Source organism: Sinorhizobium sp. (assembly GCF_059070375.1).
Map to the genome: position 1 here is coordinate 1,850,196 of NZ_JCACWC010000003.1, position 26,196 is coordinate 1,876,391.

General features: G+C 63.1%; 23 protein-coding genes and 1 pseudogene. 13 read left to right on the forward strand and 11 right to left on the reverse strand.

What is annotated here, in order from left to right; all coding sequences use genetic code 11:
- Nucleotides 1-730: 730 nt before the first annotated feature.
- Together AC5J09_RS21050 and AC5J09_RS21055 are read right to left on the reverse strand one after the other, a co-directional pair.
- Nucleotides 731-1,928 (reverse strand): annotated as a pseudogene (locus AC5J09_RS21050) (GGDEF domain-containing protein).
- Nucleotides 1,929-2,015: 87 nt separating this feature from the next.
- A complete protein-coding gene (locus AC5J09_RS21055) occupies nucleotides 2,016-3,164 on the reverse strand; it encodes an anhydro-N-acetylmuramic acid kinase (protein WP_494298410.1) in 1,149 nt (382 codons plus the stop codon).
- Nucleotides 3,165-3,308: 144 nt separating this feature from the next.
- Between AC5J09_RS21055 and tyrS the strand changes: the two genes are divergently transcribed.
- On the forward strand, nucleotides 3,309-4,562 hold the full coding sequence (gene tyrS / locus AC5J09_RS21060; RefSeq protein ID WP_275597870.1) for a tyrosine--tRNA ligase: 1,254 nt from the start codon (nucleotides 3,309-3,311) through the stop codon (nucleotides 4,560-4,562).
- Nucleotides 4,563-4,612: 50 nt separating this feature from the next.
- On the opposite strand, the gene AC5J09_RS21065 is transcribed toward tyrS, so the two are convergent.
- Nucleotides 4,613-8,029, reverse strand: coding sequence for a YhdP family protein (locus AC5J09_RS21065; protein ID WP_494298411.1), 3,417 nt, complete (start codon nucleotides 8,027-8,029; stop codon nucleotides 4,613-4,615).
- Nucleotides 8,030-8,414: 385 nt separating this feature from the next.
- Between AC5J09_RS21065 and AC5J09_RS21070 the strand changes: the two genes are divergently transcribed.
- From AC5J09_RS21070 to AC5J09_RS21090, 5 genes are all read left to right on the forward strand, one after another.
- On the forward strand, nucleotides 8,415-8,882 hold the full coding sequence (locus AC5J09_RS21070; RefSeq protein WP_379941209.1) for a peroxiredoxin: 468 nt from the start codon (nucleotides 8,415-8,417) through the stop codon (nucleotides 8,880-8,882).
- Nucleotides 8,883-8,899: 17 nt separating this feature from the next.
- A complete protein-coding gene (locus AC5J09_RS21075) occupies nucleotides 8,900-9,727 on the forward strand; it encodes a ferritin-like domain-containing protein (protein WP_494298412.1) in 828 nt (275 codons plus the stop codon).
- Nucleotides 9,728-9,772: 45 nt separating this feature from the next.
- Nucleotides 9,773-11,176: a M23 family metallopeptidase gene (locus tag AC5J09_RS21080; RefSeq protein ID WP_494298413.1), complete on the forward strand. Its 1,404-nt coding sequence runs from the start codon at nucleotides 9,773-9,775 to the stop codon at nucleotides 11,174-11,176.
- A 199-nt stretch (nucleotides 11,177-11,375) separates the two neighbouring features.
- Nucleotides 11,376-12,875: a DEAD/DEAH box helicase gene (locus AC5J09_RS21085; protein WP_494298414.1), complete on the forward strand. Its 1,500-nt coding sequence runs from the start codon at nucleotides 11,376-11,378 to the stop codon at nucleotides 12,873-12,875.
- A 10-nt stretch (nucleotides 12,876-12,885) separates the two neighbouring features.
- On the forward strand, nucleotides 12,886-13,293 hold the full coding sequence (locus tag AC5J09_RS21090) for an NUDIX hydrolase (protein WP_494298415.1): 408 nt from the start codon (nucleotides 12,886-12,888) through the stop codon (nucleotides 13,291-13,293).
- Nucleotides 13,294-13,308: 15 nt separating this feature from the next.
- Here the strand turns inward: AC5J09_RS21090 and AC5J09_RS21095 are convergent, their stop codons facing one another.
- Genes AC5J09_RS21095 through AC5J09_RS21125 form a run of 7 tightly spaced genes read right to left on the reverse strand, consistent with a single transcriptional unit; the run spans nucleotide 13,309 to nucleotide 19,091 of the window.
- Nucleotides 13,309-13,626, reverse strand: a complete 318-nt coding sequence (locus AC5J09_RS21095) for a TfoX/Sxy family protein (protein WP_100673164.1) — start codon at nucleotides 13,624-13,626, stop codon at nucleotides 13,309-13,311.
- A gap of 3 nt (nucleotides 13,627-13,629) precedes the next feature.
- Nucleotides 13,630-15,246: an NTP transferase domain-containing protein gene (locus AC5J09_RS21100; protein WP_494298416.1), complete on the reverse strand. Its 1,617-nt coding sequence runs from the start codon at nucleotides 15,244-15,246 to the stop codon at nucleotides 13,630-13,632.
- Nucleotides 15,243-15,950: an XdhC family protein gene (locus AC5J09_RS21105; protein ID WP_494298417.1), complete on the reverse strand. Its 708-nt coding sequence runs from the start codon at nucleotides 15,948-15,950 to the stop codon at nucleotides 15,243-15,245. Before AC5J09_RS21105 ends, AC5J09_RS21100 begins: the two co-directional genes overlap by 4 nt.
- A gap of 3 nt (nucleotides 15,951-15,953) precedes the next feature.
- A complete protein-coding gene (locus AC5J09_RS21110; RefSeq protein ID WP_494298418.1) occupies nucleotides 15,954-16,286 on the reverse strand; it encodes an XdhC family protein in 333 nt (110 codons plus the stop codon).
- 55 nt (nucleotides 16,287-16,341) lie between these two features.
- Nucleotides 16,342-17,604, reverse strand: coding sequence for a vWA domain-containing protein (locus AC5J09_RS21115; protein WP_494298419.1), 1,263 nt, complete (start codon nucleotides 17,602-17,604; stop codon nucleotides 16,342-16,344).
- 5 nt (nucleotides 17,605-17,609) lie between these two features.
- Nucleotides 17,610-18,539, reverse strand: coding sequence for an AAA family ATPase (locus AC5J09_RS21120; protein WP_494298420.1), 930 nt, complete (start codon nucleotides 18,537-18,539; stop codon nucleotides 17,610-17,612).
- 24 nt (nucleotides 18,540-18,563) lie between these two features.
- Complete coding sequence (locus AC5J09_RS21125) at nucleotides 18,564-19,091, reverse strand: flavin reductase family protein (protein ID WP_324761811.1); 528 nt, start codon at nucleotides 19,089-19,091, stop codon at nucleotides 18,564-18,566.
- A 159-nt stretch (nucleotides 19,092-19,250) separates the two neighbouring features.
- On the opposite strand from AC5J09_RS21125, the gene AC5J09_RS21130 reads away from it, so the two are divergent.
- The 7 genes from AC5J09_RS21130 (at nucleotide 19,251) to AC5J09_RS21160 (ending at nucleotide 25,196) form a co-directional block, all read left to right on the forward strand.
- Nucleotides 19,251-20,339: a branched-chain amino acid ABC transporter substrate-binding protein gene (locus tag AC5J09_RS21130; protein WP_494298421.1), complete on the forward strand. Its 1,089-nt coding sequence runs from the start codon at nucleotides 19,251-19,253 to the stop codon at nucleotides 20,337-20,339.
- On the forward strand, nucleotides 20,336-21,343 hold the full coding sequence (locus tag AC5J09_RS21135) for a P1 family peptidase (RefSeq protein ID WP_494298422.1): 1,008 nt from the start codon (nucleotides 20,336-20,338) through the stop codon (nucleotides 21,341-21,343). Before AC5J09_RS21130 ends, AC5J09_RS21135 begins: the two co-directional genes overlap by 4 nt.
- A 62-nt stretch (nucleotides 21,344-21,405) precedes the next feature.
- Nucleotides 21,406-22,086: a ribulose-phosphate 3-epimerase gene (gene rpe / locus AC5J09_RS21140; protein ID WP_324761814.1), complete on the forward strand. Its 681-nt coding sequence runs from the start codon at nucleotides 21,406-21,408 to the stop codon at nucleotides 22,084-22,086.
- The gene (locus tag AC5J09_RS21145; RefSeq protein ID WP_324761815.1) at nucleotides 22,083-22,820 is read left to right on the forward strand and encodes a DUF2259 domain-containing protein; all 738 of its coding nucleotides are present in this window, start codon (nucleotides 22,083-22,085) and stop codon (nucleotides 22,818-22,820) included. Before rpe ends, AC5J09_RS21145 begins: the two co-directional genes overlap by 4 nt.
- Nucleotides 22,820-23,377, forward strand: coding sequence for a hypothetical protein (locus AC5J09_RS21150; RefSeq protein WP_494298423.1), 558 nt, complete (start codon nucleotides 22,820-22,822; stop codon nucleotides 23,375-23,377). The genes AC5J09_RS21145 and AC5J09_RS21150 overlap by 1 nt, the downstream gene beginning before the upstream one ends.
- 63 nt (nucleotides 23,378-23,440) lie before the next feature.
- A complete protein-coding gene (gene purB / locus AC5J09_RS21155) occupies nucleotides 23,441-24,748 on the forward strand; it encodes an adenylosuccinate lyase (RefSeq protein WP_494298424.1) in 1,308 nt (435 codons plus the stop codon).
- Between the two features lie 142 nt (nucleotides 24,749-24,890).
- The gene (locus AC5J09_RS21160; RefSeq protein WP_018095068.1) at nucleotides 24,891-25,196 is read left to right on the forward strand and encodes a PilZ domain-containing protein; all 306 of its coding nucleotides are present in this window, start codon (nucleotides 24,891-24,893) and stop codon (nucleotides 25,194-25,196) included.
- A 63-nt stretch (nucleotides 25,197-25,259) separates the two neighbouring features.
- Here the strand turns inward: AC5J09_RS21160 and AC5J09_RS21165 are convergent, their stop codons facing one another.
- Nucleotides 25,260-26,072: a DUF2189 domain-containing protein gene (locus AC5J09_RS21165; protein ID WP_018095069.1), complete on the reverse strand. Its 813-nt coding sequence runs from the start codon at nucleotides 26,070-26,072 to the stop codon at nucleotides 25,260-25,262.
- Between the last annotated feature and the right edge of the window lie 124 nt (nucleotides 26,073-26,196).

The following is a 26,196-nucleotide window of genomic DNA, read 5'->3' on the forward strand; positions in this document are numbered from 1 at the left end:
CTGTCGCTTGCCGTGCGTCTAGTGCCTGTTGAGATTCATTTTGAGTTTAGGCTGCGAGATGGATAATGGCGTTGAAGCTCGGGTCGGTTTTGTCGGCACGCATGGCAATGCGCTTGAATTCCCTGAGTACCGAGCGTGCGCTTCTCATAAGACGCGCGGCGCTGTGGGGGCGTATCGGAGGACTGCAATCTCTCCTTTTGCCTCATTCCTGTGCTTGTCACAGGGATGAGAGCAGCGCCGCGTCTGCGGCGCGGAAAGCGTTCTTTCAGCCCAAAGACTTGGGCTGGCTGGATTCCTGTGACAAGCACAGGAATGAGGGAACGGGGATGTGCGGCTCCTACAACTTTCGCTTGAGAATACGCGGGGGAATCGTCAACCTGTCACGCAATGAAAGGTTACGTCTACATGCTCGCCTCGAAGCGAAGCGGGACGCTATACACGGGCGTGACCGGGACCTGCCGTGTCGCCTCGCTATTTTCACGGTTGAGGGAAACACGCCAAGGGGCCGCACCCTCTCTACCCTCATCCCTGTGCTCGTCACAGGGATCCAGCAGCGCCGCGTCTGCGGCGCGGGGAGCGTTCTTTCAGCCCAAGGACTTGGGCTGGCTGGATTCCTCTGACAAGCACAGGAATGAGGAAATCAAACAAGCGGCGGCGGGCGGCCCGAATCTCAACAGGCCTTAGTCTTTCGTTATCCCCTAGGCGAAGCTTCGTCGTAAGCAGTGGCGATCTAATGCCTGATCCACTGGGAAACAGCGGGGGTCACGACACGCGCGGACGGCTCTGCGGATTCGACACGATTGCGCCCCGCGGCTTTGGCAGCGTACAGCGCCTTATCCGCCCTCTGTAGCGCCGTTTCCAGCGGCTCTCCCGGTTCGATCGCCGCCACACCGAAGCTTGCGGTGATCGTCGCCGTCTCCGGGAGCCCGGGGATAGGCGTTGAGGCGGTGGCGGCACGCATTCCCTGAGCAACGACACGCGCATCGCTCAGGCCCACGCCGGGAAGAAACACCGCGAACTCCTCGCCGCCGAGGCGTGCCGCCGCAGCACGGCTGGGCATGAGTTCGAGAAGCACACGCGCGAACTGGCGGATTACCTCGTCGCCCGTGTGGTGGCCATAGGTGTCGTTGACGCCCTTGAACCGGTCGAGATCCGTAAGGATCAGCGCGCCCGGACCCTCGGCGTTGCGGGTCGGCAGCAAAGGGGCAACGCGCTCGATGAAGCCGCGCCGGTTCAGGAGACCCGAAAGGGCGTCGGTCTCGGAGCTGGCGCGTGCCTTGTCGACGATGTCCTTGACCATGACGCCCAACATCGCGACGCCGGTCCCGACGATCAGGGCGGCGCCGAACGCCTGCGAAATCAAGGCGAAGGGGCTCTGAAGATAGTCCGAAGCCGTGGCGCCCGCCCCCGCGGCGACGGCCGCATAGATCTTGACGAGAAAATGGAGCGCATTCATCGAGAGGAAGCCAATTAGAATCCAGTCCGCGTAGGAGCGGCGCCGGGAACGGATAACCGCGGCTGCGGTCCAGGCCTGGATGAGGAAGAACGGCGCCTGGTAGAAGAAGGCGTGCTGCAACGTTTCCGCGCGGAAGATCGTAGATAAGCAGATCGAGGATTACCGAAGCGGCGAAGAAAACGGCAAGCGCCCACGGCTTTGAGGGTACGCCATAAAAGAGTCCGAGGCCGAAACGCAGGAGACAAAAGCCGGCAAGGACACTTGCGAAAGCCCCGACGGCGAAGAGCTTGGGTACAGGCGTAAACGGCAGAACGGCTTCACAAATCGCAGCCAGAGAGGCTATGGCAAATCCAGCGGCGCACCAGGCTGCCGGCCGCCCCGGACGTCGTTTCGCGGCGATGACGAGAAAAGCCGCCGCGAATATCTGGGCAATGACGAAATTCACCGCCAGAAGTGAAAGTGCACCACCCATCGAAGTTCCGAAAGTCCTTCCGCGGTCAACGAGCCCACGGCTCTCCGCTGTCGTGGCGTAGGTTAGCGAAGGCGCGCGAAGAAATCATTAAGCCGACTCGGCTTGTGCGGGTTTTGCGGCCTGCCGACCTCCGCTTACGGGGTGGCTGACGCCGGTCGTCCCCGGATAGGTCAAAGGCAATCCGTATCGCGATCTCACGGCGAGGTAGGCCCAGGCCTCCGCTTCCATCGAATCCCCGTTGAGACCCGCCGCTTCCGCGGCAAGCACGCGCGCGCCCTCCGCTTCCGCAAGCGCGCGAAGGTCGCTCATGATTACGGAATTCAGGCGGCCGCCGCCGCAGACAACGTAGGTTGCCGGACTTGCCGGAAGATGGCGTGCGGACCGGACGATGCCGGCAGCCGTCACATGAGCGAGGGTACGCGCGCCATCCTCGAGGCTGGCATCGCTTGCCGCCGGAGGCGCGAAGTCGTTACGGTCGAGCGAGCGGCGTTTCTCAGCCCTGAAGAACGGGTGAGATAGATAACGGTCGGCGAGCTCCGGCAGGACGCCGCCCTCGCTCGCGATCATGCCGCCCTGATCGTAGGGAATGCCGGCGTGAGCCTCTACCCACTGATCGATCAGCGTATTGCCGGGTCCGCTGTCATAAGCGACGATTTCTTCGCCTGCGCCTATGTAGGTGAGATTGGAGATGCCGCCGATATTGACGAAGACGACGGGAGTGGCGAACACCCCGATCTCGGAGAGACCGCGCGCCAGGGCGGCGTGATAGGCGGGAATGAGTGGCGCGCCCTGGCCTCCATGGGCCATGTCATTGGCCCGCATGTCATAGACCACGTCGAGCCCGGTTTCCCGCGCCAGCAGATCGCCATCGCCAAGCTGTACCGTCAACGCTTGGTCAGGGCGATGCAGGACGGTTTGACCGTGAAAACCTATCACATCAACATTATCGGGTAAAATATTGTTTTCCTGCAGAAACATCCGGACGGCCAGTGCGTGTCGCATCGTCAGGTCGCGCTCAAGGCTTGCGAGAGTACCCGGCCGCTCTTCTCGTTTGACAATCGACCGGGCATCTTCGAGGCCCTGTTTCAGGCGCTCCCGGAATTGCGGATCATAGGCATATCCGGCGGACGGGCCGCGATCGACGATGGTGTCACCGTCCGTTCGCACGACTGCGATATCTATGCCGTCCATGCTCGTGCCGCTCATCAGGCCGATCGCCGCCAATACCTTGCCCATGCATTATCCTCCGCCGAACGCGCGCCGCTTCGTACCCGCGTCTGCGTTCATAGCAAAACACCCGCCAAGCAAAAACGTGCACTTTCGAAGAAACAGTGATAAAGGCCCGGCGCACACGTTCTACCCAGCCGAAAGAGACAGGTTATGTCCGAGTTCAAGTCCGATTTCCTTCATACTCTCAGCGAACGCGGTTTCATCCATCAGACATCGGATGATGCCGGCCTCGACCAGCTGTTCCGGACGGAAACCGTGACTGCCTATATCGGCTTCGACCCCACGGCTGCGAGCCTGCACGCCGGCGGGCTCATTCAGATCATGATGCTGCACTGGCTGCAGGCGACCGGACACCGTCCTATTTCGCTGATGGGCGGCGGCACGGGCATGGTCGGCGACCCGTCCTTCAAGGACGAGGCGCGACAATTGATGACGCCCGAAACGATCGCCGCCAACATAGCGAGCATCAAGACGGTTTTTTCGAACTACCTGAGATACGGCGACGGCCCCAGGGACGCGCTGATGATCAACAATGCCGACTGGCTGCTCGGCATCAACTACCTCGAATTTCTGCGCGACGTCGGCCGGCATTTCTCGGTGAACCGCATGCTGTCTTTCGACAGCGTCAAGATGCGGCTCGAGCGCGAGCAGTCGCTGTCCTTCCTTGAATTCAACTACATGATCCTGCAGGCCTACGACTTCGTCGAGCTTTACGAGCGCACCGGATGCCGGCTCCAGATGGGCGGTTCGGATCAGTGGGGCAACATCGTCAATGGCATCGATCTCGGCCACCGGATGGGAACGCCGCAGCTCTACGCCCTCACCTCGCCGCTGCTGACCACGGCCTCCGGCGCGAAGATGGGCAAGTCCTTGAGCGGTGCCGTGTGGCTCAATCCGGATATGCTCGGACCCTACGAGTTCTGGCAGTACTGGCGAAACACCGAGGACGCCGACGTCGCACGCTTCCTCAAACTCTACACGACGCTGCCGATGGCCGAAATCGACCGGCTGTCGAAGCTCGGCGGTTCCGAGATCAACGAGGTCAAAAAGGTTCTGGCAACCGAGGTCACCGCCATGCTGCACGGGCGGGCGGCGGCGGAACAGGCCGCCGAGACGGCGCGCAAGACCTTCGAGGAAGGTGCGCTTGCCGAGAACCTGCCCTCGGTCGAGGTCCCGGCTCCCGAACTCGAATCGGGGCTTGGCCTGCTGACGCTTCTCGTCCGCGCCGGTCTGGCCGCTTCGAATGGCGAGGCGCGCCGCCATGTTCAGGGCGGCGCCGTCCGGATCAATGACGATCAGGTCAGCGACGAACGCCGCATCATCGGAAGCGGCGACGTGACCGGCGATGGCGTCATCAAGCTCTCGCTCGGCAAGAAGAAGCACCTGCTCGTTCGGCCCGTGTGAGCGGGTGACAAGGCAATGGGAACCTGAGGCCGGCCGCAGCGCCAGCCTTTTTATTGAAACTCGAAAATGTTGCGGAAGACGCCCGGCGCTATGATCGACAGCGGGTTGATCGTCAGATTCGGCTGGCTGAACGGACCGGTGAGTTTGAACGTGATGCCGAGCAGACCGCGGTCACGGCCATTTCCGAGCAGGACACCGATCAGCGGCAGCTCGCCGAAGAGCCGGTTCAATCCATAGGCCGGCATGAACGTTCCCGTCATGTCCATGCGGCCGTTTGAGTCGCGGACGGTACCCTGGAACGTCGCGCCGACGTCGACGCCGCGGACGACCCCGCTGCCGACGCGGATCGCGCCCTGATCCAGCAGGAGTTGCGCGTAACCACGCTCGAACTGAGCCGTACTCACATCGATATCGCGCCGGACCGCCTCATTGAGGCTGCGCCCGTCCTGCCCCGCCCGCGTCGAGACCATCGATTGCAGCCTCTGCTCCCCGACGAGCGAGAACTTGCGGATATCCACGGTCCCACGCCAGGAATTTGCCCCGCGATCACGCAGTCGCAGATTGAGGAGGCCGCCGCGCATATTGCGATAGATATCGATGAAGCGCGCGAAAGCCCCGGCATCGCTTGTCGTCAGTTCCAGTGTGTTGTCCGCCCCGGCCTTCACCAGTCTGGCGACGACGGCCTGACCGCTTGCAGTCAACGCAGAAAGATCGACATCGTCGATCTGCTGGCCGCGGCTCGAATAGGCCAGGTTTACATTCGAGAGCACTTCGCCGTTAAAGCCGGTAACCCGATCGAGCCGCGCATTGATCTTCACATTGCCCGACCCTTTCGAGCCCGATCCGCTCTTCACGCGGGCGAGCGCCGGCCGGATGTCAGCCGCAGTGCCGGTCAGGTCCACCGAATAGCCTCCAGTGCTGCGCCCGACCGTGACGGCGAAATCGTCTCCGCTTGCGAGACGCACGCCGCGCAGCCGCGCCGCTGCAAGACCCGATTCGTCGACGCGCAATTCGCCGGTGCCGCCAAAACCCTCACCGGTGAGCCGGAGGTCGTTTATTTCCGTGGTGCTGCCGACGGGCCGGATTGTGAACGCCGCCTGTGCGGCGATGCCCGCCCCCTTGCTCCAGCCGATCCAGGGAAGCGACAGGACGGCCTTGCCGAGGTCGGCCTTCACCGCCTGACTGCCGTCTTCCGCAAGCGACACGTCGATGCCGACGGGCCCCTTGACGATGCCGGACAGCGCGGGGGCGATTTTCGCCCGCGCCGCATCGTCGAGCGTCCCCGAGATTTCTCGCGTTCTCGTCACACCGGCCGAGCCGTCCACCGGTTCGGTGAGCGCGACACGCATCTTCGCACCGTCGATGAGGGCATTCGCCTGAAGCACCGCACGCTCGTTGTCGATCCGCATCTTACCGTCGAGATTGGCGATCGATCGTCCCGCTATGGGCCGCTTTATCGTGACGTCCTCAAGCTGCATTTCCACCTGCCACAGCGGTGGCGGCGGCGTCTGGTCGGATATGAGGCCAAACCGCGCGCCCACCAGTGCCGTCATCGGCCCGGCGAAATCCTCCGGCGCGAAAGGCGTCTTTTGAAGGGCCTGGATGGGCTTGTAGCGAACGAGCTCCGCTATGGCGTCCGCCTGTCCGGCGACCTCGATCTTCATTTCCGCCATCAGCGGCTTCTCATAGACGTCGGCGATAACGAAATCCCCGCCGTTCAAGGCGACGGACCGCCCGGACGGGAAAAAGGCGGCGCCCTTCCGGACCGCAACGGACATGCGCTCGCCGCTCAGGCTGAAGCGCCCGGCCGTGTCGCGCAGCGGCGGGATCTCACCGGCGATGTTGATGCGCGTCTCGTCGATCGCGAAGTTGATGTTGAGCTCCTTTTCGTCGAGCCTCAACTCACCGCCGCTGCTGGCGATGCGCCCCTCTGGTATCGAGACCTCGATGCGTGCATCGCTCACCGTCCCGCCGAAGAGATTGCCGATCGCCCAGCGGCGAGCCCCCTTCGCGAGCCACCATGGCCACAGCTGCTTCACCGCCCGGGCATGCAGCCTGTCGCTGAGTGCGGCGAAACTGATCCTTGGCGACGTCTTGCCGAAGGCGACCGAGAGCGAGCCCGCCATGGAACCGAGCGGGCTCGATATTGCCAGCTGATCGAAGATCAGCCGGTGCGCGTCGGACTCGAATCGGCCGCTCGCCTTGGCGTCAAATGCAAGCGGCCGCTCCTGAATGTCTTCGGGATCGGAACTGGCGTTCTTGAGCAGAAGATCGACCGCAAAGCCCTTGCGATCGGCGCCGGCGATCTTGTCGAGGTCGATCAGGGCGCCGGTAAAAGGGAAGCTCGAACGGCCGATCCTGATCATCGACGATAGAATTTCGACGGAGGCCCGCTCGAAATCGTAGGAGAGGTTCAGGTCAGAGGAATTGAGAGTCGAGACGAGACCGCCGGCGTGGAATGAGCCCTTGGAAGTCTTGACGGTTGCCGTAAGTGCAGGCTTCCTGCCGTCCGTCGCGCGAGACGCCTTGAGCGTCACATCGGCGGTGGTCTCGATGCCGAAGGCCTCCTCCCTGGCCGATTTCCCGTGATAGAGGAACGGCGAGAGCGAGAGCGCGTCGAGGCGGGCCTCGAAGGCAGCAATGCGCCCATTGTTGCCGAGAGCCTTTGCCGTCAGCAGCGACTCTGTCCCATCGACTGCGATCGTACCGTCAACGCGCATCGAACTGTCCGGATCGTGGCTGAATTCCAGCGTCTTGATCTCGACGGGAACAACGCGCCCCCGGACGCCGCTGACTTTCAGGCTGAAATCCGAGAGCACGACGGTCTGCGTCGCCCGCCCCGCGGTCAACCGTGACATCCGGTCGCCCTGCGCGAACAGCTCCTCCAGCGCGTTACCCACATCGGCGATGCGGATGGCGGTGAGATCGATCGGCTCGCCGCGCGGCAAGAGGCCGGTGTCGAGTTCGCCTCCTTCCGCTTCGAGCCTCGAGACGTCGATGCGGCCGGTCGCCAGCGCGAAGGGATCGAGGGCGATCGAGATCGCACCGAGCTTGGCGAGGTGCCGGCCCGAACCGCTCTCCTTCAGAGTCACGCCGCGCGCCTTGAGCGCAATTGCGCCGCCGCCTGTCAAGCGGATGACCGTGCTTTCGACATCGGCGCGGTAACCCTGGCCGAGCGCGCCGTTGAGCGCGTTGCGTGCCCGGGCATTCAACGGTCCGTCGACGACCCCGCTTTCTATGATGGCGACGAGCGAAGCAACGGCGATGAAGACAAGGAGGGAGCAGCACAGGAAAAGCCGTGCGCAGAAGCGCCACGCCCCGCCCGGGCGGGGTGTGTGCACAATGACCGGGTCGTGCGCCTGGGCCGAGGGCAACGCGTGCAGCGCGACGATGTCCTCTCTGCGAAAGTCGACTTTTTCGCCGCGGATTTCAGTCATCGGCCCGAGCGTCCGACCTGATCGCCCCATTGCGTGTTTCCCATCGGGCCGCTGCCACGTGAGCGATGGCCGGGTCTTTCATTCGCCCCATTTAGATCGATACTCGTCCAACCAAATCAACATGCTTCGTCTCTCGCGGGAGCGAGAGGACTAGTCATTTCCCCTTTCGCGCAAGATCGCTTGTGGCATTGAGCCAGCACGATTTCACCTCCACTCGAATCCGAGTTAAAGGATCATACAGTAGCTACGAAGCCGTCCGGCACCTGTCAAATCTATCACAACTCTTCTGGACGGATTTCGGCGATCTCCGATATGCCTCAAGCGCACTGCATTCGATCCCGAAGACGCTGCACGATTTTGGGACATGCATTAACCGCGGAATGCCCACAAAACGTGACGTAAGAAAGGTTTGATCATGGCAGGATTGGGACAAGGCGATATCGCCCCGGAGTTCGAACTTCCTCGTGATGGCGGCGGTTCGATCTCGCTCGCTGCGCTGCGCGGAAAGCCGATCGTTCTGTTCTTCTACCCGAAGGATGATACCAAAGCCTGCACGGAGGAGGCTATCGCCTTCTCGGCTCGGCAGAAGGAATTCCAGGAAGCGGGGATTGCGCTCGTCGGCATATCGCCCGATTCGGCCAAGAGCCACGATCGTTTCACCAAGAAACACGACCTTACGGTCGCCCTTGGCGCCGACGAGGACAAGGCTGTGGCAAACGCCTACGGCGTGTGGGTCGAGAAGAGCATGTACGGCCGCAAATACATGGGCGTCGAGCGGACCACCTTCCTGATCGATCGGCAGGGCGTGATCAGCCGCGTCTGGGAAAAGGTCAAAGTCCCCGGCCACGCCGACGAGGTTCTGGCCGCCGCAAAGGCGCTTTGAGCAGATACGGCAAGACCATGACGCGACTTCCGCAATTCCACAGCCTGCGCGGCGCCGCCGTCGAAGCGATCCGTGCCGCCGATCTTGCCGTGAAGACCGAGCTTGCGCAGGAGGCGGCGCGGCGTTGGCAGGCGCGAACGCTGTCCCTGCGCTCGCCTTTGGACCGCGCCGCGCCCGAACGGCCCGGCCGCCCGGAAAAACCGGTTCTGACGCCACCGACCCAGGTCAAGCGGCGCTCGCTCGGCTCGCTGAAAGGGCGCATCGCTCTGCTGCACGCTATCGCCCACATCGAACTGAACGCGGTCGATCTAGCCCTCGACATCATCGCCCGCTTTGCATCCGAGCCGGTGCCGAATTCCTTCTTCGACGGTTGGATGCAGGTTGCCTTCGAAGAGGCCAAGCATTTTCGCATGGTACGGCAAAGGCTGAACGACCTCGGCGCAGATTATGGCGACCTTCCCGCCCATGACGGCCTCTGGCAGGCGGCGCACGACACGCGCAACGACCTGACCGCCCGCCTGGCCGTCGTTCCGCTGATTCTCGAAGCCCGCGGCCTTGATGTGACTCCGGCACTGCGTGCGAAGATGCGGGAGACCGGCGACGATGAGAGCGCTGCCGTCCTCGACGTCATCTACGAAGACGAGAAGGGCCACGTCGCGGTCGGAGCGAAATGGTTCCGCTTTCTCTGCGCCCGGCAGAAGAAGGACCCCGCGGCCACCTTTCAAACGCTCGTGCGGGCGAATTTCCGCGGGCCGCTCAAACCCCCGTTCAACGACATTGCCCGGGCGGAGGCGGGATTGACCCCCTCCTTCTACCGATCGATGACCGCCTCCACCAACATCTGAGATAGCGCCTCGCACACACGCTTTATTAACCCTAACAAAGTGTAATTGCCGTCGAGCAACGCGAACTACGGCGCAGCGCGTCTACTGACGCGCAAACTGGGGCGCATCGGCGGGGGTGATGTGGTGTCTGTTGGTTCGGTAAACGCCTTCGGGAAACGCAGGCAAAGTCACGTCCTGATCCTGGCGAGCGGCGACCGGGTCCGGCACATGACTGTCCGCCCATGGATGGCGACCCTGGCCATCTGTTTCCTGGGAATGTTCGGCACAGGATATCTTGCCGCAACCACATATCTGGTGCTTCGCGACGACCTGATCGGCGGAACGATCGCACGGCAGGCGCGCATGCAGCATGAATACGAGGACCGGATCGCTGCACTGCGAGCGCAGGTTGACCGTGTCACGAGCCGGCAATTGCTGGATCAGCAGGTTGTCGAGCAGAAGGTCGAGAAGCTTCTGCAGCGGCAGCTGGCACTGACCTCGAGAAGCGGCCAGTTCGGCGCACTCCCGGAAAACGGTACGGCCCTTGATCATGCCGGACAGCAAAACACTCTGCCGGCGACGGAACCGCTAGCCTATGACGGGCGCGCAGAAGCTCGGAGCGGCGTCAAGGCCATCGAGACGATCATGGGTATTGCCGGCAAGGATGATGATCGGCCTCCCCGCTCCGCCGTCCTCGGCTATGCACCCGTCTCTTCCGCGAATGTGGATGGCGAAAGCGCTTCCGACCGGGCCGACAGGGTGTTTTCCAATGTTACGCTTTCGCTTAAGGGTGTGGAGCGCGAACAGATGGCGCATCTGCGGCAGATGACGGACAGCGCACTAAGGACGTCCGCGACGATCAGGGCTATCGTGGAGGATACCGGCTTCACGCTTCCCGCAGCCGACGAAGCGCTCGCCACGGATACGGCCGCGGAAGCCGGTGTTGGCGGTCCCTTCGTCGAACCGCAGGACGGAGACGTATTCGATCGGTTCCTGGTCGGTCTCGACACTGCTCTCCTGGAGCTCGAGCAGACCCGTGACGCAGCAAAAAGACTTCCTCTCGCCAGCCCGGCACCGGCAGCCGATGTCTCCAGCGGCTTCGGAAATCGGCTGGATCCGTTTCTCGGCCGTCCGGCGCTGCACGCGGGGACGGACTTTCGCGCACCGACCGGCACGCGAGTCCGCGCGACCGCCGATGGCACCGTAACGGCCGCGGGTTCTGCGGGCGGCTATGGAAACATGATCGAAATCGATCACGGCAACGGCGTCTCGACCCGCTACGCACATCTGTCGGCAATTCTGGTCGATGTCGGAGATGTGGTGAAGGCAGACGCGGTCATTGCCAAGTCGGGAAGTACCGGACGGTCGACGGGACCGCATCTTCACTACGAGGTTCGCCTGAACGGGCACGCCGTCGATCCGGCGCGCTTCCTGAGGGCCGGAACGGAGCTCGCCGGCTATCTCGATTGACAACGGGCGTGCGGGCCGCTACCTCTCCCGCGCCTGACGCGAAAAGCATGAGAATCGGGCGGATTCAACTTCCAGTGTTTCAAGGTGCTGGATTTCTTGACTTTCGGCGCCTTTGGTCGTATGAGCGCCGCCACATGCTGTTGCATTTTCCAACGATCGATCAGAGTTCATCAGAACCGGAACGGAAACAGTTTCCCCTTTGACCAATTTCGCTGACCTTGGCCTGAGCCAGAAAGTTCTCTCCGCAGTTACCGATGCGGGCTACACGATACCGACACCGATTCAGGTTGGTGCCATCCCGCCGGCGCTTCAGCGCCGCGACATTCTCGGCATAGCCCAGACCGGAACCGGCAAGACCGCATCCTTCGTGCTGCCGATGCTGACCCTTCTGGAAAAGGGACGGGCACGCGCACGCATGCCGCGTACGCTGATCCTCGAGCCGACGCGCGAACTCGCTGCGCAGGTTGCAGAGAACTTCGACAAATACGGCAAGAATCACAAGCTCAACATCGCGCTTCTGATCGGTGGAGTTTCCTTCGACGAGCAGGACCGCAAGCTCGAGCGTGGCGCCGATGTGCTGATCTGCACGCCCGGCCGCCTGCTCGACCATTGCGAGCGCGGCAAGCTCCTGATGACAGGAGTCGAGATCCTCGTCATCGACGAAGCCGACCGCATGCTCGACATGGGCTTCATTCCCGACATCGAGCGAATCGCGAAGCTCATTCCCTTCACGCGCCAGACCTTGTTCTTCTCCGCGACCATGCCGCCCGAAATCCAGAAGCTTGCGGATCGCTTCCTGCAGAATCCGGAGCGGCTCGAGGTGGCGCGCCGGTCCTCGACGGCCATAACCGTTACGCAGCGTTTCGTAGCCGCACACGGCAAGGACTACGAGAAGCGCGCGGTGCTTCGTGAACTCATTCGGTCCCAGGAGGACCTGAAGAACGCGATCATCTTCTGCAATCGCAAGAAGGATGTCGCCGAACTCTTCCGCTCGCTCGATCGCCATGGCTTTTCGGTCGGCGCGCTGCACGGCGACATGGATCAGCGTTCACGCATGGCCATGCTCGCCAATTTCAAGGATGGCAACATCAAGCTGCTGGTCGCCTCAGACGTCGCGGCGCGAGGGCTCGACATTCCCGACGTCAGCCATGTCTTCAATTTCGACGTGCCGATCCACGCTGAAGACTATGTCCACCGCATCGGCCGAACGGGCCGTGCTGGCCGCTCCGGCGCCGCTTTCACGATCATCACGAAGCGCGAGACGAAGTTTTCCGATGCCATCGAGAAACTGATCGGCCAGAAGGTCGAATGGTACAACGGCGACCTTTCGGAATTGCCCGAGCCGATGGAGAGCCACGACAGCCGTCGCGACCGCAGCAGCGACGGGCGCAAGGATCGGAAGAGGGAGCGTCCCGGCAAGGCTCACGCCGATCGCAAGCCTGTCACGGCTTCAGGCAATGATACAGAAGAACTCGAAACAGTCCCGGAAAGGGTCGACGCGGTGAAGATCGAACGCAATGCCGACAGCAAGGATCGTCATAACGGCCGTAGCGACCGTCCCGGCCGCGCGCAGAATGCAGCCAATGACGACAATCGCGACCGTCGCCAGCGCAACCGCCGCGATCATGACGACGGTCCGACGCCGGTCGGTTTCGGTGACGACATTCCGGCCTTCATGCTGATCATGGGCAAGGCCTGATTCTCCGCTGATGGCACTGCCCGGTATCGATTTCCCCGGTCTCGGCTGCGGTCTGGCAATCCTGCGGGATGGAAAGATCCTCCTTTGCCGACGCCTGAAGGCGCCGGAAGCCGGTCACTGGAGCATCGTCGGCGGCAAAGTCGATCATATGGAGCTCGCGCAGGATGCGGCCCGACGCGAGGCGGAGGAGGAAAGTGGCCTTTCCATCCATTCGACCCGCTTTCTATGCATCAGCGAACAGATGATCGAAGCCGATCGGCAACATTGGATCTCGCTGATCTATGTGACGGAAAATTTTTCCGGCGAGCCGCGTCTCACCGAGCCGGACAAACTCTCCGACATCCGCTGGTTCGACCTGAGTGCCCTGCCCCAGCCTCTATCCCGCTTTGCGGCTGATGCGGTGCGGGCGATCGCCTGAACCCCGCCACTCACCCTACTTTTTCGCCCTAAGCGCGGCCGCATAGGCAAGTCCAACCCAGCGCGCCATTTCATCCGGGTCGTCCCAAGCCGGCTCGGGGATGCTCCAATAGGGCATTTTCACCGGCTTGCCCTTGCCTTCATAGGTCCACTGCCGCGCGCCTGCTTCCTCGAGCGCCGGCGCCGATTCGGCATCGCCCTTCAAAAGAATTTCGCCGTTCACTTCCAACGCAAGAATGATGCCGTCGAAATAGATGCCCTTGCCGCCGAACATGCGGCGAATCTTGACCGGGCCGAGTGTTTCGAAAATCTCCTCGATTGCCGCATTGTCCATCGCTCAATCCCTCAATAGCCCGCCGGCAGCCACGATCGCCTCCGGCGTGTCGAGATCAAGACGCGCCGCAGCACCGAGTTCGACGTCGATCACCGGCAAGCCGCAGCGCTCGACGATGTGCCTCGCCCCGACGTCGCCGACGAGCTGCCGGACGGCATGGAAGGTCTCCTTCGGCAGAATGACCGGGTTGCCGCGCTGCCCGTCGGCGACGGCACGCACCACGGCACGGCCGGATTCGGCTTCAAAGGCAGCGATCAACTTCGCCAGGTGTGCCGAAGTGATGCCCGGCATGTCGGCAAGCATGACGAGCATCCCGCCGGCGTCGGCGTCGAGGGCGGAGAGACCGGCAATCAGCGAAGCGGCCATCCCGCTCCGGTAATCGGGGTTCGAGACGAATGTGGGCTGCAGCCCCGCGAGTGCCGCCCGGATCTCCGCCTCCCGATGCCCTGTTACCACGATCACTCTGCCCGGAACCGCGGCGATGGCGGTTTCCACCGACCGGCGCACGAGCGGCATGCCTTCGAACTCCGCAAGCAGTTTGTGGCGGCCGTCCGGCCCCATTCGGCTCGCCTGGCCGGCTGCGAGCACCACGATCCCGACGGGACCCGGCCGCTTGCCGCCGGTGCCTTCCCGGGGCTGCGGACGCGTCGGGATTTCCTTGAGCAACCCGCCGACGCCGAGCCCGGTAATATCGGCATTGCTCGGCCACTCGCCCGCGATCAATCGATCGAGAATCCAGTCGAAGCCGTTTTCTCGTGGGCTTCGTGCACATCCGGGAGCACCCAGGACCGGAATATCCCCTAGCCGTCCGAGCACGAGCAGATTGCCCGGATCGACCGGCATTCCGACGTGTTCTACGACGCCGCCCGCGCGCCGGATGGCGGCAGGGATCACATCGTCCGGATCAGCCACGGCCGAAGCGCCGAAGACGATGATCAGGTCGTGCGAAACGGCAGCGTCCGAGATCGCGGCGGCGACCGCTTCGGTGGTATGAGCCACGCGTTGCTCGCTATCGAGGCGGCTGCCAGATTGCAGGAGCCTCGCGGTGAGAACGGCGCGCGTCTTGTCCATCACCTGGCCCTTTAACGAAGGCAGCTCGGTCGCCACCAGGGCCGCGCGCCGGGGCGTGAACGGCTTGACTTCGAAGGCCAGATCCGCCCGAAGCAGCGCCTGCGCTCGCTCCACGAGCGCTTGCTGTACGGCCAGCGGGATGATCTTGATCGTAGCCACCATGTCGCCTGCGTCGACGGCAACATGATCGGCAAGACAGGCGAGTGTGATCGCCGGATCTATACGGTTCAGCTCATCGACGACGGCGCGATTGGCAACGAAAAGACCGGCAACGGTAGCATAGACGTTGACCCGGCCCGTGGCAGCCCGCGAGAATCGCAGATGATCCGGGGCGATCGCCGCAGCTATGCGCGCCGCGGCTTCGTCCTCCGCCAGATCGTCCGGCTCGAGCCTCGCGACAATGACCTCCGTAAGATCCGCTTCGGCAAGTGCCGCGACATCGTCGGCGCTCAGGCGATGCCCCTTCGCCAGTTTCATTGTGCCGATCTTTACCGAATGGCCCAGGAGAGCGCCTTCGGCATCGGCAAGCCGCACGGGTCCGAACCTCACTTGGGCCCCTCCACCGGCAGGTTCACGTCGCGACGCCGCAACGCCCCGATGATTTCCGCCAGCACGGCAACCGCAATCTCGGCCGGGCTCGCGGCACCTATATCGAGGCCTATCGGGGCCTTGATACGTGCGATCGCCTCCCCCTGCACCCCTTGCGCCTGCAGGCGTTCGGTCCGAGCCGCATGGGTTTTGCGGCTGCCAAGCGCGCCGACATAGAAGCATCCCGCTTCCAGCGCCGCCCTGATCGGATAGTCATCGATCTTCGGATCATGCGTGAGAGCGGCGAGTGCCGTATAGCGGTCGAGCGGTCGAGCGGGCAGAACGTCTTCGGGCCAGTCTGCAATTAGCTCGACGCCATGGAAACGCTCGGCCGTTGCAAAGGCGGTACGCGGATCGATGACCGCCATGTCGAAACCTGCGACCGGCGCCAGACGCGCCAATGCCTGCGAAATGTGAACCGCACCGATCGCGACGATACGTGGGGGCGGCAGATGAACGTTGATGAAAAACGCCCTTTCCTCGACCTTCAGAAGACGGGGCCGGCCCGAGTGCAGCGCTTCGGAGACGGGCGCGGCCCATTCGGGGGGAATGCGATCGCCTTCAACAAAAGCCTGACTGCTGCCGTCCGAAAGATCCCCGACGACGACGGCGGCGCGCCGCGACGCACGGGCGAGATTGAGTGTCTGCAGTGTGCTCAGTTCCATCGTTCAGCCGTCAATTCGTTCGACATAGACGCGGATCCGGCCACCACAGGAAAGGCCGACGCGCCAAGCCGTCTCATCGGCCACTCCGAATTCGAGAACCCGCGGCGTACCGGACGCAATCACCTCGGCAGCCTCCGCAATAACCGCGCCCTCGACGCAGCCGCCGGAAACGGAACCCTGAAAATTGCCTTCGCCGTCGATCACCAGATGGCTGCCGACGGGACGGGGCGCGGAACCCCAGGTTTCGATCACGGTCGCGAGAGCCACGGAGCGACCTTGGCCGTGCCAGGTCTCGGCCACCTTCAGAGGATCGAGGATGTTCGGCTCGTTCTGCATGCTGCAACTCCGAAAATTGCACTCAGGCGATGATCCTGCATCGGATCAAGTCACATCACTGTGACGCATTCGCCGGCGCGCGGTCAACGGCCGGCCGTCCATGGTTCAGGAAGCGCCGCGGATCGGCATCGCGCGCTCCGCGCCCGGACAGAGATTTCACCAGATCGGCGACGGATTCGAGGTTGTGGATCGGGCGGAACTCGTCGACATGCGGAAGCATGGCCCTGACACCTCGGGCGCGCGCCTCGAAACCGTCGAAACGCAGCAACGGATTGAGCCAGACGAGACGGCGGCAGGAACGGTGCAGTCGATCGATCTCGATCTCCAGTTCGGCCGTATCGTCGCGCTCGAGCCCATCGGTCATCAAGAGGACAACGGCCCCCTGCCCGAGCACCCGGCGCGACCAACGGCGGTTGAACTCGTGAAGCGTCTCTCCGATACGGGTGCCGCCCGACCAGTCCTTGACTGCCGCGATGCAGTCGTCCAGCGCCTCGTCGGGGTCGCGGTTGCGCATCTGCCTCGTGACATTCGTCAACCGCGTCCCGAAAAGGAAAGTATGGACACGATGGCGCTGTTCGGTCAGGGCGTGCAGAAAATGCAGGAATATCCGGGTATACTTGCTCATTGATCCGGAAATGTCCGCGAGCACGACCAATGGCGGATGGACGAGCCGCGGCTCGCGAAAGCGCGGCAGGATGAAGTCCCCGCCGAACCGCATGGCATCTCTCATGGTGGAGCGCGGATCGATCCGCACCGGGCGGTGGGACCGTCGATAGCGGCGCGTGCGTACCCGGTCGAGCGGCAGCAGGACTGCGGACAATGCCTTTCTTGCCTCCGCGATCTCCGCGGCCGTCATCTGGCCGAAATCCGCCTTGCGGAAGAGTTCGCGGCCCGAGACCGTGTAGCGTGCGTCGACCTCCACCTCCGGCGCTTCGCTTGGCTGCTGCGCGCCGTCCCGGCCGGCAAGAAGCGCATCACGGACGCGTTCTTCGCCGGCGCGCCGACGCCGATCCTCCCTGGAGCGGGGCATGGCAATGGGCGACATGAGCGCGATCATCTTGTTCACCAGATCCGGCGAGCGCCAGAACAGCCGGAACGCCTCGTCGAATACGGCCTGATCTTCATGCCGCTTGACGAAGGTGCATTGGAGCGCTGCATAGAATTCGCCGCGGGAGCCGATGCCGATCAGCTTCACGGCACCGATCGCATCGGCGATGGCGGCCGGACCGATCCGCAGTCCCGCCCGCCTGAGGGCACGGGCGAAGAAGACGATATTATCGGCGAGCCTTCCGTCATTCGCATGGGCTCCGGCGGTCATCCTGCTCAGCCCTGCGCCAGCAATTCGGCCTTCACCTCGGCAAGCAGGCGGCGGCCTTCGGCACCTTCGATCCGGGCGATGTCGTCCTGATATTTGAGAAGCGTCCCGAGCGTATCGGCCACCGTCTCGTGATCGAGCGCCAGGGCGTCGAGCTCCGTGAGTGCCGTGGCCCAGTCGATCGTTTCCGCGACGCCGGGGTTCTTGAAGAGGTCGAGCGCCCTCAACCTCTGAACATAGGCAACGATCTCGCGCGAAAGCGCCGCGTTGCAGCCCGGGACCTTGCGGCGGATGATCTCCAGTTCCTGCGCCGCCCCGGGGTAGTCGACCCAGTGATAGAGACAGCGCCTCTTCAAGGCGTCGTGGATTTCGCGCGTCCGGTTGGTGGTGATGATGACGATCGGCGGCTCGTCGGCCCTGATCGTCCCGAGTTCGGGGATTGTGACCTGGAAATCGGAAAGCACCTCCAGGAGAAAGGCCTCGAAAGCTTCGTCGGTGCGGTCGAGCTCGTCGATCAGGAACACCGGCGCCCGCCCGGCCGTCGTTGATATCGCCTGCAGCACCGGCCGTCTTATGAGGAACCGCTCGGAAAAGATGTCGCTTTCCACTCTCTGGCGGTCGACGGTGCCCGCCGCTTCCGACAGGCGGATTTCCAGCATTTGGGCGGGATAGTTCCACTCGTAGACGGCCGAGGCGACGTCAAGTCCCTCGTAGCACTGAAGCCGGATAAGGGGCCGGTCGAGGGCGCGCGCCAGCACCTTGGCGATCTCGGTCTTGCCGACGCCGGCCTCGCCTTCGAGGAATAGCGGGCGCTTCATCCTGAGGGCCAGGAAGAGAACGGTCGCAAGCGCGGTTCCGGCGAGATAATCCTGCGCCTCCAGCATCGCCCTCGTCTCGTCGATGGACTGAGGCAGCTTTCCTGTCACCTGTCTCGCCATGCTTCCTCCCGCGTGGACGAAAACCTATAGCGTGTGATATCCGCGGTCTACATAAATGAGCGGTGGCTGCTTCGGGCCGAGCTGCACATCCACGACTTCGCCGATAAGGATGAGATGTGTGGCCACCTCCTTGACTTCGATCAGGCGGCAGTCGAAGGCAGCGATCGCCTCGACGAGGATGGGCGCGCCGGTCGTGCGCTGCGTCCACCGGCCGAGGGCAAAACGTCGTTCCATGTCGAGCTGGTCGCGGCCAGAAAAGGCGTGAGCCAGGGCGTGATGCTGGGAGCCGAGCAGGTTCAGCGCGAAATTGCCGCCACGCGAAAAGATGTCATTGCGCCGGTTGGCTGCGTTGAGGCAAGCGAGCACTGTCGGCGGATCGTCCGATACCGAGCAGGACGCGGTGATCGTGACGCCACGCCGCTCCTTGCCATCGGCCGCCGTGATCAGCTGCACATGCGACGACATGCGGCTCATCGCATCACGGTAGGTTATCGGGTCCAGCCGGGTCTTCTCCAACACATCTCGCTCCGGAACGATATCTCGCACATACATAGACTCTCGCGGAAAATATGAAACCCGGCGATGCGAGAATCTTGCGGATCAGCGGCGCTTGCAATCGATGCGGCGACAAAGCCTCGTTATGCCTCGATCTTTTCCTTTGACCGGCGCGCCCACATCCTTAAAACATGGCGGTCGATAGCGGGAAATGACATGCCTAGATCAATCGCCACGAGCCTCTTTGTCGCTGCACTTGCGCTGACCGGTCCTGCTTTCGCTGCCGGCGTTAAGGTCGCGGTCGTGGCTCCCGAGGAAGGACCTTTCGCCTCCCTCGGCAGGCAGATTTCTGCCGGGGCAGCATTCCAGGCCGACGACCGCGGAAGCCAGGTGATCCCGATCAGCGAAACCTGCGATCCTGCCGGCGGCGAGGCGCTGACGAAGGCCCTGCTTGCAAGCGGCGCGGAAGCGGCGATCGGCTTTCTGTGCACCGAGAGCCTTGAGGCGGCGCTGCCGGCCCTGGCCGAAGCCGGCATTCCGGCGATCACCGTCAGCGTCCGTTCCGACATCCTCATGGAGGACGCACTCAAGAAGGAGTGGCCGTTCTATCGCCTGGCGCCGGGCGGCAAGGCGGAAGCGGCGGCGATCACCGATGCCATCGTCGCGAACTGGAAAGGCAGGCCGCTCGCTCTGATCGACGACGGGACGATCCACAGCCGCGAGCTTGTCGAGAGCGTGCGGAACGGGTTGGCCGAGATCGGCATAACGCCGGTTTTCACCGACACCTACCGCCCCTCGCAGGAGCAGCAGGTGAGCCTCGTTCGGCGACTGGCGAAGAGCGGTGCAACGCATGTCTTCACCGGAGGCGACCGCAACGATACGGCGGTGATTGCGCGTGACGCGAAAGCGGAAAACGTCCCGATAACCCTCTTTGGCGGCGACACGCTGAACGCTGCCGATCTCGACGTGCCGCTCGAGAACGGCGTCCTTGCCATGACGATACCCGACCCCGCACGATCGTCGGAGGCTGCGGCGGTGGCAAAGGCCATGCGCGCCGCCAAGATCGAGCCCGAGGGATATGTTCTGCCCGCCTTTGCCGCAGTGTCGCTCCTCGAGCAGGCAAAGGACCAGGCGGCAAAAGACGGCAGCTCGCTTGCCGATGCCCTGACGAAAGGACCCTATCCGACGGTGCTCGGGCCGATCGGGTTCAACAATGCGCACGAGCTTGCCGAAACCCCTTACAGGCTGATGCGATGGCAGGACGGGCGTTTCGTCGATGCAACCGCTACGGACAATACGGAATGATGCGGAAAGGGGCCAGAAATCTCATCACGGACGTGCCCGGATTGCTGGTCGGCAATGCTGAGGATGTCAGGCTGAAATCCGGGGTTACGGCCGTGCTTTGCGATCCGCCGGCGACGGCCGCCGTTCAGGTTCTCGGTGGCGCTCCCGGTACGCGCGAGACCGAGCTGCTTGCGCCCCACAATACGGTCCAGGTGGTCGACGCGATCGTGCTCTCGGGTGGCTCGGCCTTCGGCCTCGATGCCGCCTCGGGCGTTCAGGCGGCGCTGCGCGAGATGGGGCGCGGTTTCGCCGTCGGCCCGCATCGTGTGCCGATCGTGCCCGCGGCGATCCTCTTCGATCTGGCAAATGGCGGCGACAAGGATTGGGGACGCTACGCTCCCTATCGCGATCTCGGCTACGAAGCGGCGCGAGCGGTATCGGCGGACTTCGGCACCGGCAGCACCGGCGCAGGCACGGGCGCGCTTACCGCGACCTTCAAGGGCGGTCTCGGCTCCGCGTCGACGGTGCTGGCCAATGGGATCACTGTCGGCGCCCTCGTGGCCGTGAATGCCGTCGGCTCCGCGACCGTCGGCGACACACCTCATTTCTGGGCTGCACCCTTCGAGATGGACGACGAGTTCGGCGGGCTGGGCCAGCCCACGCCCTGGCCGCAGGACGCCGCTACCCCGCGCTTCAAATTTCGGGAGCGGCCAGCGCCGGCGACGAACACGACCATCGCAGTCATAGCCACGGATGCGCTGCTCACCAAGGCGGAGGCCAAGCGTCTGGCGATCGCGGCCCATGACGGCTTTTCGCGTGCCCTGTGGCCCTCTCATACGCCTCTTGACGGCGATCTGGTCTTCGCGCTTTCGACGGGCACGGGCGGAAAGACGCCGCTGCTTCAGGATTTCATCGATCTCAGCGCCGCGGCAGCTGCCACGATGGCCCGTGCGATCGCGCGCGGCGTCCATGATGCACGAGATGCCGGAGACGATCTGATACCTGCCTGGTCCTCACGCTCCTGATCTTCGCGCCGGTTGTTCGGGAGGCCCGAGAATGCTATGGCGCGGGAAAGAGCCGGAGCCCGATGATGACCCACCCAATTCGCATTGCCCCGTCGATCCTGGCGGCCGACTTCTCCAAACTCGGCCAGGAGGTTCGCGACGTCGCCGAGGCCGGCGCAGACTGGATCCATCTCGATGTCATGGATGGACATTTCGTACCGAACATCACCTTCGGGCCCGACGTCATCAAGTCGCTGCGCCCGCACACCCGGGCAACCTTCGACTGCCACCTGATGATCGCGCCGGCCGATCCCTTCCTCGAAGCCTTCGCGAAGGCCGGTTGCGACATCATAACTGTCCATGCCGAAGCAGGCCCGCATTTGCACCGCTCACTGCAGACTGTGAAGTCGCTCGGAAAGAAAGCCGGCGTCTCCATCAATCCGGCGACGCCGGAAAGCGCCATCGAATATGTCCTCGACACCGTCGATCTCGTTCTCGTGATGACGGTCAATCCTGGCTTCGGCGGCCAGAAGTTCATCGGCGCGACGGAGGAGAAGATCCGGCGGATCAAGGCAATGATCGGCAGTCGCCCGATCGAGATCGAGGTGGATGGCGGTATCGCGCCGGATACGGCCGGCGTCGCAGCGAAAGCGGGCGCCAATGTGCTGGTCGCCGGCTCCGCCATCTTCAAGGGCGATTCCGTCGATGCGTATCGAAGCGCCATCGAAGTGCTCCGCACACAGGCGGAGAAGGCACGCGGATGAAGGCGCGCGCAGCAACTGCCGGCATCATGGTGGCGATGCTTGCCGCGTCCGGTGCCGCGGCCGGTGACTATGCCGCCTTCCAACCGATCGGCTTTTCATCGGATGGCGATGTCTTCGCCTTTGAGGAATACGGTATCCAGGACGGCTCCGGCTTTCCCTATTCGACGATCTACGTTCTCGACACCAATACCGACGCCTTCCTGCCAGGCGCGCCCGTGCGCGCCGTTGCGGAAGCGGACGGAGCCGATCTGCACACGGCGCGCGGTGAAGCGCACAGGCGCTCTGCGCCGCTCATCGATGCCTATCGTCTCCACCACACGCCGGGAGTGCTCGCCGCCTATAATCCTGTGACCGAGCTCGATGCAGAGCCGCGCACACTGACCTATTCCTCATTTCCCGCCGATGCATCGTTCCGCAAGGTTTATACGCTGAAGCTCGAAGAGAAGGTCTTCGAACCGGAAGGGATTTGCGAGGGCTTTCTGAAAGAGGTCAAAGGCTTCCGTCTGACGATGACCGAGAAGGCCGGAAAACCCGCAGCGGAAATACTCGAAGACGATCAGCGGATCCCACTGAGCCGGCGTTGCCCGACGAGCTACCGCATCGGCGGCGTCGTGACCCATGTCAAGGCCGATGGCTCCGAGGTCCATGCAGTGATGATCCTGGTCGAGTCGCTCGGCTTCGAGGGCACCACCGACGGCCGCTGGATCGCGGTACCGGTGCGGATTCCCGGTTGATGGAGGGGAAGGCCGCGGTCCGGGCAAAGGTGCTCGTCGCAGCCCCGGACCGGCCGAAGCGCTTCCGTCTCGCGCATTCGGTTCCGAGCCTGCGGGAAGCGATCCTGGGCGCGCTCTGCTGGGGCTTCGCGATGGCGCTCTCGGCGTGGCTTGCACTTTGGTGGCGGGAAAATGACGCCACCTTCCACCTGAAAAGCATCCTCGCGCTTTACGCGTGGGGCGGTCTCATTGCATGGCCGCTCTCGGTATTTGCCGCCCGTTGCCTGTCGCAGAACCGACCGTTCGAGACACGCTTTTCGGCCTTTTTCCTGTGTCTCACCGCCGGCACGATCGGAACGACGGCATTCCTGTTCGCGCTCGACTACCGCGCTTTCTATGCGCAGTGGCATGCGACGACCGGCACTCCCACCTGGATGTTCCAGTTCGCGTTCACGTCGCTGGCCGCCTTCTACCAGTTTCTGGTCCTCGGCGTTCGCCTTTATCTGCCGCTCGGTGCCGTCGCGCTCGTGGCAACGAGTCTGCTGCTCGCGCGATCGGACGCGCGGCAACGGCGTTGAGCTTCACCGCCATCTTTGATAGAGGCACAGCCATCCTCCACTCTCGACGAAAGCTTGAAGCCCATGATCTCCCGTTACTCCCGGCCGGAAATGGTGGCCATCTGGTCGCCGGAAACCAAGTTCCGCATCTGGTTCGAGATCGAGGCGCATGCCTGCGACGCCTTGGCCGAAATCGGCGTAATCCCCAAGGAAGCTGCAAAGACCATATGGGAAAAGGGCGGCGCGGCAACCTTCGACGTCGCCCGCATCGATGAGATCGAAGCCGTCACCAAGCACGATGTCATCGCCTTCCTCACCCATCTTGCGGAATTCGTCGGCCCCGACAGCCGCTTCATCCATCAGGGCATGACCTCTTCCGACGTGCTGGACACCTGCTTCAACGTTCAGCTCGTCCGCGCGACCGATCTCCTGCTCGCCGATCTCGACAACCTGCTCGAGGCGCTGAAACGGCGTGCCTTCGAGCACAAGGACACGGTGACTATCGGCCGTTCGCACGGCATTCACGCCGAGCCCACGACCTTCGGCGTCAAGCTCGCGCTTGCCTATGCGGAGTTCGACCGCTGCAAGCAGCGCCTTCTCGCTGCACGCGAGGAGATCGCGACCTGCGCCATTTCCGGAGCGGTCGGCACCTTCGCCAATATCGATCCCCGCGTCGAGGAACATGTGGCAGAAGCACTCGGCCTCAAGGCTGAACCCGTCTCGACTCAGGTGATCCCGCGCGATCGCCACGCGATGTATTTCGCAACGCTCGGCGTCGTCGCCTCCTCCATCGAGCGTCTCGCAACCGAGATCCGGCATTTGCAGCGCACCGAGGTCCTGGAGGCGGAGGAATATTTCTCTCCGGGCCAGAAGGGCTCTTCCGCCATGCCTCACAAGCGCAATCCGGTGCTGACGGAGAACCTGACGGGACTCTCCCGCATGGTCCGCGCCTTCGTCGTTCCGGCCATGGAAAACGTCGCCCTGTGGCACGAACGCGATATCTCGCATTCGTCGGTCGAGCGCATGATCGGTCCGGATGCGACGGTCACGCTCGATTTCGCGCTGGCCCGGCTGACCGGCGTCATCGACAAGCTTCTCGTCTACCCGGACAATATGTTGAAGAATATGAACAAGTTCCGCGGACTTGTTCACTCGCAGCGTGTTCTTCTCGCCCTCACCCAGGCCGGTGTTTCGCGCGAGGATGCCTACCGGCTCGTACAGCGCAATGCCATGAAGGTCTGGGAACAGGGCAAGGACTTCCTCGAAGAACTGCTCGCTGACACGGAAGTCCGTGCAGCGCTTTCCGAAGAGGACATCCGGGAGAAATTCGACCTCGGCTATCATACCAAGCACGTCGACACGATCTTCCGGCGGGTTTTCGGTTCCGTCTAGGAACGGAAACCGCCCGGAATGGCGCACGTTTTTCCATGCCCGCATTTGACGTCCTTCGTTCAAATGCGGGCGAAGTCTTTAGCGGTCCTTTAGGTGCTCCATGTGAAGCTTGCAGCTGTCGCAATCAGGTTTCGAGAAAACCATGGTTTACAAGGACAGCCTTCAGCGCGCCTCTTCGCGCGAAAAGACGAAGATAACCGGGACCGTCACCTGCAAGACGGGTTCGACCAACGGGATTGTGGTCGATCTTTCCGACGAAGGCATCTGCTTCAGGCTGCTCTTCGATATCGGCGCGCGGACCGGTCAGGAAGTGACGATCAGGAGCGAGGAGCTCGGCTTTCTCTCCGGCATGGTGCGCTGGGTCCGCGGCGACAGGATCGGCATCAAGCTGAACCTGTCCTCGAACACGGCAGCCCAGATCTCATCCTATTACAAGTTCTTTCGCTGATCAGTGGCGATCCGAGCGGGATGTTGAGGCGGTCGCTCCCAACTCCCCGCTCGAGCGGGAGACCTATCGCGCCGGACCGGCCGGTTGTTCCACCAGCTTGCGGTAGAGATGCCACGTCGCGTGGCCGAAGATCGGCATGATGACGGCAAGACCGACGAAGACCGGGATGGAGCCGATCACCAGTCCGGCTGCGATGATCAAGCCCCACAGGGCCACCGGCACCGGATTGGCGAGCGTCGCTCTGACCGATGTTTCCATCGCCGTCAGCGCACCGACGTCGCGATCGAGGAGCAGCGGGAAGGTGACGACGCTTATCGACAGCACGACGACGGCAAAGACGAAGCCGACAAGATTGCCGACCAGGATCAGGTTCCACCCCTGCTCGGTGGTGGTCACACTGGTCCAGAACTCCGAGATCGAAGCCGGAGGCGTCGAACCGAAGATGGTTAGATAAAGACCCTGGGCGACCAGCAGCCAGACGACGAAGATGACGAAGAGGACAGCGGCAACCGCGAGGATCGACGGGATTGCCGGATGGCGATGCAGCCGCATTGCGTGCGGCCACCGCGCGTCCATGCCGAGTTCGCGACGCCTGCTGACCTCGTAGAGGGCGATGGCAGCCACAGGCCCGATGAGGGCAAAGCCGGAAGCGAGCGGATAGAGCAGCGGCAACATGTTCGCTCCCGCACTCCACGTCATCAGCACGACGCCGGCGATTGGATATATGAGGCACAGAAAAACATAATGCGACGGCTTTTCCCGGAAGTCATCCAGCCCGAGACGCAACGCGTCGAACACATCCGCAATGCCAATCTTTCGTATGCCGGGATGCGCGACGGTCGGATCTGCCCCCGACAGAACATGGAAGGTTGTCATGGCTCACACTCCTCAACGAACCAGAGCAGCCACGGACCCGCGACAGTGGTGTTAAAAGATGGGCCGCTGTCGAACCGCGACTGTGAGTGTGATTATACAGAAAATGCCGCCTCTGTCGCCTCCG